This is a genomic window from Streptomyces sp. NPDC046915 (genome assembly GCF_040644935.1).
Taxonomy (GTDB): domain Bacteria; phylum Actinomycetota; class Actinomycetes; order Streptomycetales; family Streptomycetaceae; genus Streptomyces.
Window position 1 is genome coordinate 24,141 of record NZ_JBEYXB010000023.1, and the last position, 13,568, is coordinate 37,708.

General features: G+C 68.6%; 15 protein-coding genes. 9 read left to right on the plus strand and 6 right to left on the minus strand.

Annotated elements, in window-relative coordinates; translation table 11 throughout:
• The first annotated feature begins 449 nt into the window (after positions 1 to 449).
• Entirely contained in the window at positions 450 to 1,217 is a 768-nt protein-coding gene (locus ABZ915_RS39880) for a hypothetical protein (RefSeq protein WP_361813663.1), read from the plus strand.
• A 155-nt stretch (positions 1,218 to 1,372) separates the two neighbouring features.
• Here ABZ915_RS39880 and ABZ915_RS39885 read toward each other — a convergent pair whose 3' ends face one another.
• The 4 genes from ABZ915_RS39885 to ABZ915_RS39900 form a co-directional block, all read right to left on the minus strand.
• The gene (locus tag ABZ915_RS39885; RefSeq protein ID WP_361813665.1) at positions 1,373 to 1,780 is read right to left on the minus strand and encodes a hypothetical protein; all 408 of its coding nucleotides are present in this window, start codon (positions 1,778 to 1,780) and stop codon (positions 1,373 to 1,375) included.
• A 302-nt stretch (positions 1,781 to 2,082) separates the two neighbouring features.
• A complete protein-coding gene (locus tag ABZ915_RS39890) occupies positions 2,083 to 2,622 on the minus strand; it encodes a hypothetical protein (RefSeq protein WP_361813667.1) in 540 nt (179 codons plus the stop codon).
• 680 nt (positions 2,623 to 3,302) lie between these two features.
• Positions 3,303 to 3,785, minus strand: coding sequence for a nuclear transport factor 2 family protein (locus ABZ915_RS39895; protein WP_361813669.1), 483 nt, complete (start codon positions 3,783 to 3,785; stop codon positions 3,303 to 3,305).
• A gap of 400 nt (positions 3,786 to 4,185) precedes the next feature.
• The gene (locus ABZ915_RS39900) at positions 4,186 to 5,196 is read right to left on the minus strand and encodes an NADP-dependent oxidoreductase (protein ID WP_361813671.1); all 1,011 of its coding nucleotides are present in this window, start codon (positions 5,194 to 5,196) and stop codon (positions 4,186 to 4,188) included.
• Positions 5,197 to 5,334: 138 nt separating this feature from the next.
• Between ABZ915_RS39900 and ABZ915_RS39905 the strand changes: the two genes are divergently transcribed.
• Complete coding sequence (locus tag ABZ915_RS39905) at positions 5,335 to 5,928, plus strand: TetR/AcrR family transcriptional regulator (protein ID WP_361813673.1); 594 nt, start codon at positions 5,335 to 5,337, stop codon at positions 5,926 to 5,928.
• A gap of 257 nt (positions 5,929 to 6,185) precedes the next feature.
• Positions 6,186 to 6,839: a hypothetical protein gene (locus ABZ915_RS39910; protein WP_361813675.1), complete on the plus strand. Its 654-nt coding sequence runs from the start codon at positions 6,186 to 6,188 to the stop codon at positions 6,837 to 6,839.
• Positions 6,840 to 7,146: 307 nt separating this feature from the next.
• Here ABZ915_RS39910 and ABZ915_RS39915 read toward each other — a convergent pair whose 3' ends face one another.
• Positions 7,147 to 8,265: an NAD(P)/FAD-dependent oxidoreductase gene (locus tag ABZ915_RS39915; RefSeq protein WP_361813677.1), complete on the minus strand. Its 1,119-nt coding sequence runs from the start codon at positions 8,263 to 8,265 to the stop codon at positions 7,147 to 7,149.
• Between the two features lie 53 nt (positions 8,266 to 8,318).
• Between ABZ915_RS39915 and ABZ915_RS39920 the strand changes: the two genes are divergently transcribed.
• Positions 8,319 to 9,011: a TetR/AcrR family transcriptional regulator C-terminal domain-containing protein gene (locus ABZ915_RS39920; protein ID WP_361813679.1), complete on the plus strand. Its 693-nt coding sequence runs from the start codon at positions 8,319 to 8,321 to the stop codon at positions 9,009 to 9,011.
• Between the two features lie 99 nt (positions 9,012 to 9,110).
• Here ABZ915_RS39920 and ABZ915_RS39925 read toward each other — a convergent pair whose 3' ends face one another.
• Positions 9,111 to 9,788, minus strand: coding sequence for a TetR/AcrR family transcriptional regulator C-terminal domain-containing protein (locus tag ABZ915_RS39925; protein WP_361813681.1), 678 nt, complete (start codon positions 9,786 to 9,788; stop codon positions 9,111 to 9,113).
• A 117-nt stretch (positions 9,789 to 9,905) separates the two neighbouring features.
• Here ABZ915_RS39925 and ABZ915_RS39930 point away from each other — a divergent pair, with 117 nt between their 5' ends.
• The 5 genes from ABZ915_RS39930 (at position 9,906) to ABZ915_RS39950 (ending at position 13,540) form a co-directional block, all read left to right on the plus strand.
• On the plus strand, positions 9,906 to 10,988 hold the full coding sequence (locus ABZ915_RS39930) for a hypothetical protein (protein ID WP_361813683.1): 1,083 nt from the start codon (positions 9,906 to 9,908) through the stop codon (positions 10,986 to 10,988).
• A gap of 11 nt (positions 10,989 to 10,999) precedes the next feature.
• Positions 11,000 to 11,560, plus strand: coding sequence for an ester cyclase (locus tag ABZ915_RS39935; protein WP_361813685.1), 561 nt, complete (start codon positions 11,000 to 11,002; stop codon positions 11,558 to 11,560).
• A 118-nt stretch (positions 11,561 to 11,678) separates the two neighbouring features.
• Positions 11,679 to 12,515 carry an MBL fold metallo-hydrolase gene (locus ABZ915_RS39940; RefSeq protein WP_361813687.1) on the plus strand — a complete coding sequence of 279 codons (837 nt, stop codon included), beginning with the start codon at positions 11,679 to 11,681 and terminating at the stop codon, positions 12,513 to 12,515.
• A gap of 243 nt (positions 12,516 to 12,758) precedes the next feature.
• On the plus strand, positions 12,759 to 13,301 hold the full coding sequence (locus tag ABZ915_RS39945) for an isochorismatase family protein (protein ID WP_361813689.1): 543 nt from the start codon (positions 12,759 to 12,761) through the stop codon (positions 13,299 to 13,301).
• Between the two features lie 41 nt (positions 13,302 to 13,342).
• Complete coding sequence (locus tag ABZ915_RS39950; protein ID WP_361813691.1) at positions 13,343 to 13,540, plus strand: hypothetical protein; 198 nt, start codon at positions 13,343 to 13,345, stop codon at positions 13,538 to 13,540.
• Positions 13,541 to 13,568: the final 28 nt, after the last annotated feature.

Genomic DNA, 13,568 nt, shown 5'->3' on the forward strand with positions numbered 1-13,568 from the left:
TCGGCCTTTCCGAGGGGGCGTTGGGCACCGCCGGTTCGGCGGACTCCGTGCTCGTGGACGGCACCGACGGGGCGGGGGAGGCGGCCGGCGGCGGAGTGCCGGTTGCGGCGGATGCCGGGCAGGTGCCGAGTATGCCGGCGCACAGGCCGAGCGCGAGGGCCGGAATCCATCTGTGTCTGGAACGCAACGAGGTGTCTTTCCATCTTGGAGGAAGCCGAACGGCGAGCGCTCCCCAACTCGCCGGAGTCGCACATCAGTTCGGCATATCGATCAATGGCATACTACCGAGTATTTACTGACATAACATCGAATAACAGACGGGCGAGACGATGGATCGACGCCGTACGGCCGCGTTGGCGGCGCTCCCGCTCCTACTGCCCCTCCTGGCGGCCGGCCCCGCCTCGGCCTCCCCGTCGGCACCACCGCTGCCACTCCGTAGCGTCCGGTCGGTGCATCCCGGAGACACCCTGACGGTCACCGCCAAGAGTGGACAGGCCGCGTACGGTGACACCGTCCACTCGACCGTGTTCCTTGCGGCAGGGCGGCTGCGCATGATGACACCGGTACTGGAGGCCACCGTCACCATCGCCTGCGATGCCCGGCCCGGCACGTATCCGGTCACGCGGACCGCAGCCGGCGCCGAGGGACCGGCCGGTCATCCGGCCCATTGGGCGCGGCTGCACGTCGAACCAGCCGACGAGGCCGCACGCCGCGCCTGTCGCGACAAGGTGAAGAAGATTCCCCCACCGGACCGGGAAGAACACTGGCCGGCGGACGACACCTGGCCCCAGTCGGAGTGGGACGTGCGGACCTTTCAGGCCGGCAACCGCATCACGATCACCGACAACGATGACGAGGGGATGGACGGGGACATCACCCTCAATTCCCCTGCGTTCACCGACCGGCCCACTCTGCGCGGCGCCCGAGCCGTCCTGACCGCGACCACCACACTACGGTGTGACGCCGCGCCCGGGCTTTACATCGTCTACCGGCACGATGTCGACCAGGACCAAGGCCACTCCGGCAAACCGTGGGCCCGGCTGCGCATCGCCCCCGCGGCACGAGCGAGTGCCTGCTCCACGCAGGCGGCGGCGCACTCCTCCCGGACGTCCCGCACCGCGGTGGTGGCGTGGACCGCGGGCAGCGTCCTCCTCATCGCCGCAGCGGGCGCGGCGCTTCTGCTGCGGGCCCGGACCCGCCGTCTGAACTCCGGCTGAAAACAGCCCAAGCAGGTCAAGGTCTGGGACGGCGTCGGTGTCGTGGAGTCAGCGATGCCTACCGCGTCCGGCTGTTGAAGATCAGGCCGTGCTCAGCTGTAGATGTCGCGCCCGGGGGCACACAGGGGATCGGTGGGCGCGTAGTCGCGCCGGATCTAGGCGGTCCACTGTCCGCCCCGGACCGGAATGGCCCAGCACAGCTGAAAGTACCTGTGCAGTACTGTCCGCTTGGTGATCTCTGCCGGGGTCTGGTCCTGTGGTTGGCCCGGGCGGTCCCGCAAGACCGTCAGCCGCGGATGCTCCAGCATGCGCCTGCGGATGACGTCCGGAGGCTCTTCCACTCCGTACAACGTGCCCGACGTCTGCGGCGTCTGTTTGAGAGCGATGTCGTCGAGCGGGCCGAAGAAGGCGGGGCGGCCAAGGATCCATGCGCGACGCCGGGCAGGCTGGAACACGATCGGCTCGACCTCTCCCGGCTCGGTGACCGTCAGTCCCCAAAAACTCTCCACCATGTCGGTCCGGCTCGAAGGCAACCGATCCTGCCAGTAGACGACCCCCAGCACGGACGCTCCGGCCAAAGCACCGGCCTGCGGCGGGCCGTGCACGGGGCGGTGCCCGGCACGCCGCTGCCAGCCACAGCGCGCAGAGCACCGGAAGGCACACCAGGGTGGCAGCGAAACGCAGGACCAACTGCCAACGGAGTCGGGTCGGTTCAGGCGTCCAGGTGGCTGGGTCCTCGTAAGTCTGCATGACAGGAACTCTCTCGCACGCAGGCGGGCTGGCGCCCTGACCCGGCTCGCCCCGCGCTGGCATTGCCCCTACCTGGAAGGGCCTTGTCCAGCGTGATGGCGTAAGACGTCGCTTCTTACGGTGCGTCTGAACACGCACGCTGGAAGGCAGCGAAGGCAGCGAAGGCGGAGTCGGCAGGGAACAGCCGCAGGACGGTGGCCCGGTTCGGCGTCGTGATGACGTACTGCCGCGCCAGGTAGGAGAGATCTCCCCAGCTTTCCCGGGCATGGGCGCGCATCAGGACCTGGCCGCATCTCGTGCAGGCGATCCAGGGGACGAGGGCGAGACCGGCCAGGTCGTGTTCGGCCCCGCCTATTGCCTCGGGGAGGCTGCTTTCGTCGCTTTCGATCAGCTTCAGGGAGCCCGGTGTGCCTTCGTCACGGCACTGAAGGATCTGGGGTGTGAGGGCCTCCCGCTCGCCCCAGGTCTCCGCGAGCACCGAGATCTGAGCCCTGACCGTCTCACTGATCGGCACCTGGTGGCCGAGGATGCCGGAGACGAGCAGGCCAAGTCCCGCCTCCTGCTCTCCGATGGCCCAGCAGTCTTTGACTTCCTGGGCTTCGGCCTCCGGCAGCAAGGCAGCGAGCCGGTTCCAGATGACGGCGTCGTCGGTCACCTGGCAGACGCTACCGGCCGGCGCTGACATCCAGATGCGGGAGGCAGGTGGGCATGACCGCGATCGCCCGTACAGCCAACTTGGCAGGCCGTCAACGGCGTGGTTCCCGGCGGGATGCCTGAGGCACCCTGAACTCACCGTGGTCCGGACCGACTCCGCTTGTCAGTAGCGCAGGCGAGCGGTGTCTCCGTCGATACGGACGATGCACTCCTTGAACAGCGCCATGGGCTGGCTGCCGTCGTCAGGGACCAGCGTGAGTCCGAGGTCCATGATGGGCTTGATGACTTGCACGGTTCGGGTCCCGTCGGGGTCTGGGCCGTCCAGGGCTTCCCAGCTTTCGAACCGGCTGCGGACTGCTTCCCAGCCAGGGCTGGGGATGAAGTGGCAGAGGAACATCGGCTGATCAACTGCGTACTCCCGTAGTTCGCCGATTCGAGTGTCACCCTGCATGAGCCACCACGTCCCGTTCACCACTGCCCCCTCAACCACGTCCTGTGTAAGCCTCGCCGGGTCGAATTGTGGCGCGAGCGCAGGCCAGATGGGTACGCAACTGCCTCGCACAGGACCGTTCATGAGCGGCTGCTTCGCTGGCAGGCCGCCGCATCGGGATACCGCATAGCGGTGGGATACCAGCGGCATCGCAGTCCCCTCCGTACAGATATCTCAGTAGTCGCTGCGCTTCACTCGGTGTTGTCCAGGCCGACGAACAGGTTCGCGATACGCCACTCGCTGTCGGTGTACTGCAGCGTGAATGTGTAGAACCCGGTCGTGATCAGGGTCGGGCTCCCGCCGGCGTTCGACGTCAGCATCAGGTAGGCCCACACCACTGCTGTGTCGGCGTCCGCACGGCGGAGGACCATGTTGGTCAGGTTGTGCCTTCGCTGATCGGTTTGCGCTGCCGTCGCACCCCGCACCAGGTCGAGAATCGCCGCGCGGCCGACGAAGGGGCCTTGCTCGACCTCGTCGGCGGTCATAGCCGTCCAGGTGGCGTCCTCGGTCAGGACGCCCTCCAATGCCACCAGATCTCCGTGATCCAGGGCGAAGGCGTAGCGTGCCAGTGTCTGCTGGACGGCGAGCTGCTCTGCGGGGCCGAGGTGCACCTCTCCCGCAGGCGTTGTGTTGAGGTGGCTGCTTCCCCAGCCGAAAGCCGCAGTTGTCGTCATGTCAAGCCTCGCTCGTGCTCGGTTGTCGGGTGAAAGACGGGGCGCGGTCGGCGAAAGCGGCCGCCGGCGTGCGATGGGAGGGTGGAGCGCGTGACGTGAGGGGCACGACGTCCCGCGACCGGCCGCTTTGCCGTCAGGACGCCGGACCGCTGAGCCGGCGACGGTGATGTGGCGGCCGGTGGTGTACGCGGCGCCGGCAGGGATCAGTAATGCGACCCGATCTCGGTGATCGCCTGCGGCGAACCGAACCGAGCCGAGCGAGCAGGCCGGCGCGGTTCGCCGCGGCGGGCATCGCGGGCACCTGGTCGCCAGAGGTGTCCCAAGTTCTCCGCATCGGCGCCCCGATGGCCACCAGTGCCCCGAGGTCGACCACCGGACGCGCATGCGAAGCGGCTGGTTCCTAAGCGACCGTGAGCACGATCTTGCCCTGGATGTGCCCTCGCGAGGCGCGTTCGTGCGCCGCCTGGGCATCCGCGAGCGGAAACGTGCTGTCTATCGCGACGCGAACCGTGCCCGCGTCGAGCAAGCGTCCCACTTCAGCAAGCTGCGCGCCGTGCGAGCGGACCTGGGTGCCCGAGACCGTGACGCCCAGTTTCGCGGTCTCTTCCTCGTCGTATTCGCCGAAGAACACGGGGAACAGGGCGCCGCCGCGCTTGAGCGTGCGCAGGAAGCGGCTGCTGTCACGGCCACCGACGGCGTCGAGAACAAGGTCGACGCCGTGCACGAGTTCCTCGGGGCGACTCTTGGTGTAGTCGATGAACTGGTCGGCGCCGAGCTCGCGCAGGAACGATTCATGCGTGCCGGATGCCACCGCGATGACATGTGCGCCCTTCCACTTCGCCAGCTGTAGTGCGAAGTGCCCCACGCCGCCCGCGGCGCCGTTGATGAGCACCGTCGTGTCGGCGCCGAGGGCCACAGGGCGATGCCGTGCCGCCTGGAAGGGCGACGGGTGATCGTGTCCGAGCTCGATCAGGAACTGCCAGGCCGTCAGCAGGGACATAGGTGCTCCGGCGGCGTGCACGTGATCGATGCCGGTCGGCTTGCGTGCGAGGTCGGACGCAGGTGTGGCCACGTACTGGGCATACGCCCTGCCGTCGAAGCTGGGAAACCGAAGGAGGCCGAAGACTTCATCACCGACGGAGAGGCCCTCCACGTCCGCGGCGACGGCCTCGACGACACCCGACACATCCGTCCCCGGAGTCACGGGCAGGTCGAACTTCGGCCTCGTCTCCGGAGGTATGTTGCTCAGCCCGTCGCGCAGGTACCAGTCCGGAGGATTGATGCCGACCGCGTGAACGCGGACGAGCACCTCACCCGGCCCCGGCTCGGGAATCGGCACCTCGTCGTAACGCAGAACCTCAGGGCCGCCGTGCTCATGCAGACGGATCGCCCTCATCATGTGTGTTGACATCGTCTTTTCCTCCTGCCCCTTCCGGGGGGTACGCTGAGTGGATCAGTGATCCGGTTATCCGGACCACTGATCCGAATATATGAACCACTGATCCGGATAGTCAAGTGAACCACTGATCCGGATAGTCAAGAGGGGTAGATGCGGGCCGACGCCAGGAAGAACCGTGACCACCTGCTCGCAGTCGCGGGCGCCGTCATCACCGAGCAGGGTGCCGAGGCATCGCTGCGCGACATCGCACGCAGGGCCGACATGGGGCTCGCCACGTTGCTCCGTCACTTCCCTACACGTGAGGCGCTGCTCGACGCCTTGCTCCGCACGAGCTTCGACGAGCTGACGGCAAGGGCAGGCGAGCTCGAGAAGTCGAGCTCGCCCGAGGACGCTCTCGTCTCGTGGCTACGAGACTGCGTAGCGTGCGCACACGAGTATCGGGGCGTGACAGCGCTGATGACGGCTGCCCTTGAGGACACCGAGTCCGCACTCCATGCTTCGTGCGTCACCATGCGCGCGGCAGGCACGGGGCTCCTCGCCCGTGCCCAGGCCGCGGGCATGGCCCGGACCGACATTGATGGCACCGATCTGTTTGCGCTGGTAGCGGCGCTCGCGTGGCTCGGCGATCAACCCTCGTTCGCGCCACGCGCCGATCACCTCCTCGATGTAGTCGCGAGCGCGATTCTGACGAGCGCAGGGAGCGGCGACGCCGAGGGGGAGCGCCGCCCTCAGGTCCATGGCTGAAATCGTCTCGCGCGCGACCGGCGGACTCGGCCGCGCGCTCGGCAAGTAGCGGTTCGCTGCTGAGTTCGCCAAGGCGGTCAAGGTCCCCCGCATCGAGTGGCGCGCTCGCCGGGATCGGACCGCGACCGCTGAGAAGCGGCTGACGAAGGCGGTCGCGTCCAACCTGGTCAGTGCCCTGGCAAGCGCCCTGGTCGGCGCCTGACGACGGCGTGCCGCAGTCGCACGTCGGGCTGACCCCGGGCTGATGGATCTGACCCTTGGACGCGCAGGAACAGATGATCTCATGGGGCACCATCTACAAGGCCCTGCGGGACACACTGCCCGCCGTGCGCTACCACGACGGACAGCCGGTGACCGCGCTCACGCCCGCACCCAGAGGGGCCACCGTCCATGTCGGCGATGCCGCGCATGCCGTGGACCTGGCGATCATCGCGGACGGATCCGCGTCCCGGCATCGCGGGCTCGTCGCGCCGGAAGGTGCCTCCCGCTACGCCGGCTATGTCGCCTACCGCGGCGTCATCGACGAAGCCGACCTCCCCCATGACCTGGCCGCGCGCTTCCGCGACCGGTTCAGCTTCTACGACGCGAACCGCACCCGGTTCCTGTGCTACTTCATCCCAGGCGACTTCGGCACGACCACACCGGGCCGCCGCCGGATGAACTGGGTCTGGTACGTACGGTCCGACGCACCCGAACTCTCGCGCATCACCACAGACCGAAACGGCATCGGTCACGGCCTCTCGCTGCTATCAGGGCTGATCGGCCCAATGTCCGCGCCGAACTCCTGGTCCGCGCACGGTCGACACTGCCGCAGGCTCTGCGCGAGCTGGTGGAGCACGCCCGCGAGCCCTTCCTGCAAGCGATCCTCGATGGCCGCGTCTCCACGATGCGCAACGACCGGATGCTGCTGACCGGGGATGCGGCCTTCGTGGTGCGGCCACACACCGCGGCCAGTGCGGAAAAGGTGGCCGGCGACGCCATCACCCTCGTCCACGCACTGCAGCAAGCACCCTCCGCGGCATGGAGACGACCGCCGGCACCAACCGCCGAACCAGCTGGCGCCTTGGCCGGCTGGCCAACCCGCTGCCGCCCGCGGCCAGGCGCCGAGTTCCTGGCGACAGGCGCGGCCATGGCCGGCAGACCGACACCGCAGTCACAGCTCTTCCCCCTTCCTCCCCAGCACCGGGCCCACGCTCGGACAGCCCCTCGGCTTGGTAGTCAGGATGGCTGGACTTGGTCGAAGAGGGCGAGGGCTGCGGCGGGGTCCGGGCTCACGAGGCGTTCCAGACCGGCCGTCGTGATCTTCGCCCACCTGCCGGCCCGTGCCCACATCTGTTCCTCGAAGGCGCGGACGGCCTCGTCCAGGTCTCCGGGGCCTGTGGCGATGGACTCGGCGAGTTCGGCGCCGTCCAGCATCGCGAGGTTCGCGCCCGCTCCCAATGGGGGCATCAGGTGGGCGGCGTCGCCCAGTAGCGTCACCCCGGGCACGTGGGTCCAGGTGTGGGACACGGGCAGGACGTAGAGGGGGCGGTGGACGAAAGCGGTGCCGTGGTGGAGGAGGTCGAGGACGGGAGCGGCCCAGCCGTCGAAGAGAGCCAGCAGGCTCGATCGCACGGCCTCGGCGTCGGCCAGGTCCAGGTTCGCGTGCCAGTCCAGCGGCGCGCGGAACTGGGCGTACACCTTCACATGGCCGCCGCTGTTGCGTTGGGCGACGAGCTTTCGGTTCACGCCGTGCACGGACACGGAGCCGTCGCCGATCAACCGGGCGAGGTCGGGGTGGCGGGTGTCTACGTCGTCCAGGGAGGTCTCGACCGTGGTGACGCCGGTGTAGTGCGGCGTCACCGGCGAGACTGCCGGGCGGGTCCGGGACCAGGCGCCGTCCGCGCCGACCACGAGGTCGAACGTCTCCTGTCGGCCGTCCGCAAAATGGATGAGTACGCCATCCCGGGTCCCCGGCACAACCTGAGTCACGCCCCGCCCCCACCGGACGTCGAGAGGTCCGAGCAGCAGGTCACGGAGTTGCCCGCGGTCGATCTCGGGATTGGCCTGTTCATCGGGACGGGGGCGCCAGTCGCGCAGGACGGTCCCGTCCGTGTCCAGGATGCGCATGGCCTGTCCCTCGGGACGAGACAGCGCCTGGAATTCCGCCAGCAGCCCTGCCTTGTCCAGTGCGAGCTGGCCCAGCCCTTCATGGAGGTCCAGAGTGCCGCCCAGGGGGCGGGCGTCGGGGGCGGGATCGCGTTCGAGGATGGCGACGGGGTGATCGTGGCGGTGTAGGACGCGGGCGAAGGTGAGGCCGCCGGGGCCGCCCCCGACCACTGCGATGCGATGTCTCATGGCGATACACTGTATTGAATCATGACGCTGCATCGCAACAGTACGATGTGACCATGACTGTGTGGGACCGGCCGGAGCCGCCGACTCGCCCCGTGCCGCTCGACCGGGAGCGGATCGTCGCCGCCGCCATCGCGCTGGCCGACGAGGGAGGGCTGGAGGCGGTGTCGTTGCGCAAGGTCGCCGCCCGGCTGAACGCCGGCCCGATGCGGCTGTACGGATACATCTCCACCAAGGAGGAACTGTTCGACCTCATGGTGGACGAGGTCCAGGGCGAGATTCTCCCCGAGGAGCAGCCGGGTGACTGGCGGGAGGCGCTGCGCGTCCTCGCCCACCGCACCAGGCAGGCCGTTCTCCGTCACGAATGGCTTGCCGACCTCCTCGGCGGCCGCCCGACCCTGGGCCCGAACGGCCTCGCCGTGACCGAGGCCAAGCTGGCCGCGCTCGACGGCCTCGCCGACGTCGACACCGTCATGCGCGCCGTGGAAACTGTCAGCGCCTACTTCACCGGCGCGATCAGGCGCGAGATCGCGAACCTGCGGGCCGAGCGCGCCACGGGCCTGTCCAAGTACGACTGGCAGCGCGCCTCCGGCCCGCATGTGACGAGAATGTTGGCCACGGGCCGCTTCCCGGCGCTGGCCAAGGCCGTGTACGACGGCACGGACGTGGACGCCGAGGCATCCTTCGCGACCGGCCTGGACTGGGTCCTCGACGCCGTGGCCGCCAAACTCGCCCAACCGCCGGCGTGACGCTTTGCTCTTGCCCGCGCGTCCTTGCCGAGCGTCAGTGGTGGGCACGGTGCCGATGGTCAACGCACCCCACGTTCGTCGGCTCGGCCCGCCGTCGCGCTACGTCGCGGAGAGGCGTGCGGTGACGGCGTCGACGGCGAGGTTGAGCGTGAACTGGTATTCGGCGTCGCTGTCGAAGCGTGCGAGGTCGGCAGCGGCTTCGGCGACACGGGGGAGACCTGATTGTTCCAGTGTGGTGCGGCGCTGTGCGATGCCTGCGACGTCGGTGATGCCGTAGGTGGGTCCTGCGTGCACCTCACGAAGCAGGGTGCCGATCAGTGTGGCGACGAGGGTGCGGAGGATCGGAACGGCATCGCGCGGCGGGCAGCCTGCTGCGCGGAGCACGGTGAGGACTGCTTCGACGGGGGCAAGTCCCTCGAGCGAGGCGAGTTGGCGTGTGAGCACGAGCGGCGCGGCCTGGGGGTGGGCCAGGGCGCTCTCGCGGAATGCGTGACCGATGGCCAGCAGGTCGTCGCGGAGGTCTCCGGTGGGCTCGGGCAGGTGCATGGATCCGAGGATCTCCTCGGCCACTGCGTCGAGTAGGCCGTCCTTGCCGGCGACGTGGTTGTAGAGGCTCTTGGGGTCGACGCCGAGGATGCGGGCGACCGAGCGCATGGAGACCGCGTCGATGCCGTCGATGTCTATGACCTTCAGGGTGGCGGTGACGATCGCCTGGCGGGTCAGTTGCGGAGCTCCCTTGGGGGGACGTCCCCGTCGGGGCTCTCGTGTCGCGGTCATGACCTCATGATGCCTGCCGTTGATTTAATCCACAACGTGGGTATAGTGCCACTCGATTAATACCCACAGCGTGGATTAACAGGGGTGGCCATGCAGTTCCCATGGGGTTCCGCCGAAGTGGCAGACCTGCCTACGGTCGGCACCGGCGTCGACACGTTGTCCGACTTGTCGAGGTCGGACGAACCGCCGGGCGGCCGCCTGCGGACGGCACGTGCCGAGGCCGGGGCGTTTCGCGGTGAGTTCGCCTCGACGGGTACGCCGGACAGCGTCGTCACCTGTGATCTGGTGACGTTGCCGTACCCCACGAGGTTCGGCCTGTTCCGCGCGTCACGGGCGATCGCGCCGTTCCTGTCGATCACCAACCGCATGCTGGTGATCCGCTGGCACGACAGCGACGGCCGCCCGCAGGTGCTGCTCTTCGAGCCGAGCGACGTCGAACTGGGCCGCTATACGCCGTACTTCGACAACCTCGCCCAGAGGACTCCGGGCGTCCTCGCGCGGCAGATGGTCCGCGAGCACGGCACAGTACTGGGGCACCTCGCGCGCCTCGGTATCCAGCCGGACGAAGTCGACTACCTGATCTTCGACCACCTGCACACCCAGGACCTGCGCCGCTGGGTGGGCACGACCGCCCACCAGGACGACCTCGGCGCGCGCCCACAGGCCGCGTTCCCCAACGCCAAGGTCATCGTCCAGCGCGACGAGCTGGCCGGCATGGCCGAGCTCCACCCGCTCCAGAGGCCCTGGTATCAGCCGGCGACCTACCGGCACGTTCCACCGGAGGCGTTCCTGCCGATCAGCGGTTCGGCCGTCCTCGGCCCGGGTGTGGCCGTGATCAAGACGCCGGGGCACGTTTTCGGCAACCAGAGTCTCGTCGTCAACACCTCAACGGGCATCTGGGTGAGCAGCGAGAACGTCATCGCCGCCGAGGCCCTCACCCCCGAGCACTCCAGGCTGCCGGGCATCGCCGGGTGGGCCCGGCGATGGCAGCAGGAGGTGGTGCTCAACGCGAACACGATCGAAACGACCGCCGACCAGTACAACTCGGTCGTCCTGGAGAAATCGCTGGCCGACCGCAGCCAGGCCGCGCGGTTCCTGCAGTTCTTCCCCTCCAGCGAGCTGACCGGCGCCTGGACGAACCCCGGCACCACACCCACGTTCAGCCACGGTCGCATCACCCACGGCGCGCAGTCGGCCTGAGGAGGCACACCATGTCCAGATTCGTCCTGCCGTCCGAGGACGTGCTGCGCGCCCGTGAGCAACTCGTGCTCGATCACTTTCACGACGAGGTCCGCCAGGACTGGGATGCCACGCTTTCGACGTTCCCACATCCGCACTACGAACTGATCGCCCAGATGACCGTCCACGACGGCGACACCGAGGTACGCGAGTACTACCACGACACGCGCGTGGCATTCCCCGACCAGGACCACGAGATCATCGCGCTCCGGCACAGCGTCGACGCCGTGATCGTGGAGTTCTGGCTGCTGGGCACCCACAACGGACCGCTCGGCGACATCCCGCCGACCGGGTCGAAGCACCGCACCCGCATGACGGCGTACTTCATCTTCGACGAGCAGGAAAGCCTCGTCACCGAGAGGATCTACTTCGATCAGCTCACCATCCTCAAGCAGCTCATCGGCGGCGTCGACAAGCGCAGCCCAGGTGGTCTGCTCAAGCTCGGCCGCATCCTCAAGGGCGTCCTCGGGGAGGCCGGTACCGCCCCAGACCCGCGGCTGCTCGAAACCACACCCCCCGGCTTCGTCCGTTGACAACCACCGACCGCAGAAGACCGCCCATGACCCCGGCGCACACAACGACGGCTCAGGGTGTCAGGCGCGCACCCGTCGGCGGCATCGCTGCCATGGCCGGCATGAGGGAGGCACTCGGATGAGGATCCACCACCTGAACTGCGGCACCATGCGCCCCTGGGGCGCCCCCGAGGGCCTGGTCTGTCATGTCCTGCTCGTCGAGACCGGTACCGGACTTGTCCTCATCGACAGCGGTCTCGGCCTGTTGGACCGGACGGCACCCGGCCGGCGATTCGGCCCGGCCCGGCACTTCGTGCGCCCCGTGTTCCAGGAGGCTGAGACGGCCATCCGGCAGGTCGAACGCGCCGGCTTCGACCCGACGGACGTGCGCAACATCGTGCTGACCCACTTCGACGCCGACCATGTCGGAGGACTGGCCGACTTCCCGTGGGCAGACGTCCACCTCACCAGCGCTGAAGCCGCCGCCGCGCTCCGCCCGGCAACCCGGATCGAGAAGGAGCGCTACAAGCCCGCCCAGCGCACCCACCGGCCGACACTCATCAGCCACACGCCCCGGACCGGCGAGACCTGGCGCGGATTCGCGGCCGCCACCGAACTCACCGCGATCACGCCCGGAATCGTACTGATCGCCCTGCCCGGCCACACCCGGGGGCACGCCGCGGTCGCCGTCGACGGCGGAGACCACTGGGTGCTGCACGCCGGTGACGCCTTCTACCACCACAGCCAAGTCGATGGCACCGGCAGAACACCGAAGTCACTGATCGCGATGGAACGCATCGCCGCCCACGACTGGCACAAAGTGCAGACCAACCACGAGCGGCTCTCCGAACTGTGGCAGACCGCAGACGCCGACCTCATGCTCATCAACGCCCACGACCCCCACCTTCTGACTCAAGCCCGAGCCCGCACGAGCCGCCGGGCGGATGGCCCGCAGTGCGGTGCCACGCCGCCATGAACTGCCGTATGCAGGGGGTATCCGTCCGCCGCTGGCCGATTCCTTACGGGGCAGGAAACGGTGGGACAGCCGCACAGTGCGCGGTCTCATGGCGCGGGCGCTGCCTCAGCGCCGCGCTGTGTCCGCTGGGGCCCACTCGTTGGGGGGTCGGGCGAGGCAATCGGCCCAGTGCTGCCGGTGATCATCTGGCTTGCGTGCACATCATTTCTGCGGGCCGGCATCACGCGACAGAGAGGACGAGCCGTGCGACGTGGACTGATCGTGGTGGATGTGCAGAAGGACTTCTGCGAGGGCGGCAGCGTCCCGGTGAAGGGCGGTGCGGACCGCGCGGCGGCCATCGCCGAACTGGTGCGGCGTTCGGCGGGCGGCGCGTACGCGCATGTGGTCGCCACGCGCGACCACCACATCGACCCGGGCGGGCATTTCTCCGACCGTCCGGACTTCCACCCCCACTTCGCGCCCGTCACCGCGGACGGCATCGTCGACGAGGTGTTCTACAAGGGCGCCCACTCGGCCTCGAAGAGCGGCTTCGAAGGCTCGACCGAGGGCGGAACCCCGCTCGCCGACTGGCTGCACGACCGCAAGATCGCAGCGGTGGACGTCGTGGGTATCGCCACCGACCACTGCGTGAAGGCCACCGCACTGGACGGCGTCCGTGCCGGCTTCGCCGTCCGCGTCCTGCTCGGTTACACCGCCGGAGTCGCTTCCGACACCACCCGCGCGGCCGTCGACGAGATGAGGCAAGCGGGCGTGCATCTGACCGGCCATCCGGTCGTGCTCTCCTGATCGACGAGCACCGCGCGCCGCCTGCCTTCCGCCTGCTGGCCGTGCTGACGGGCCTGGGCGCCACTGCCCTGCTCAGCCGGTACACCATCACCGCCGACGCCTCCTGCGGCAACACGGCGGTGCTGCGGCTCGCCGAGGCTCTCGTCGGCCTCGCCTTCGCCATCGCTGCCTCCGCGGTCCTGTCAGCGGTCTGGGTGTGGCCGTACTGCTCGTGGGGCTCCCTGATTGCACATGAATGAACACGCAGTGTATCCGCGGGTGGGTGCG

Excerpts from the sequence above, each read along its gene's own strand:
- ABZ915_RS39895 (WP_361813669.1), bottom strand. The coding sequence starts at position 3,785 with ATGACGACAACTGCGGCTTTCGGCTGGGGAAGCAGCCACCTCAACACA.
- ABZ915_RS39900 (WP_361813671.1), bottom strand. The coding sequence starts at position 5,196 with ATGTCAACACACATGATGAGGGCGATCCGTCTGCATGAGCACGGCGGC.
- ABZ915_RS39905 (WP_361813673.1), top strand. The coding sequence starts at position 5,335 with ATGCGGGCCGACGCCAGGAAGAACCGTGACCACCTGCTCGCAGTCGCG.
- ABZ915_RS39915 (WP_361813677.1), bottom strand. The coding sequence starts at position 8,265 with ATGAGACATCGCATCGCAGTGGTCGGGGGCGGCCCCGGCGGCCTCACC.
- ABZ915_RS39920 (WP_361813679.1), top strand. The coding sequence starts at position 8,319 with ATGACTGTGTGGGACCGGCCGGAGCCGCCGACTCGCCCCGTGCCGCTC.
- ABZ915_RS39925 (WP_361813681.1), bottom strand. The coding sequence starts at position 9,788 with ATGACCGCGACACGAGAGCCCCGACGGGGACGTCCCCCCAAGGGAGCT.
- ABZ915_RS39935 (WP_361813685.1), top strand. The coding sequence starts at position 11,000 with ATGTCCAGATTCGTCCTGCCGTCCGAGGACGTGCTGCGCGCCCGTGAG.
- ABZ915_RS39940 (WP_361813687.1), top strand. The coding sequence starts at position 11,679 with ATGAGGATCCACCACCTGAACTGCGGCACCATGCGCCCCTGGGGCGCC.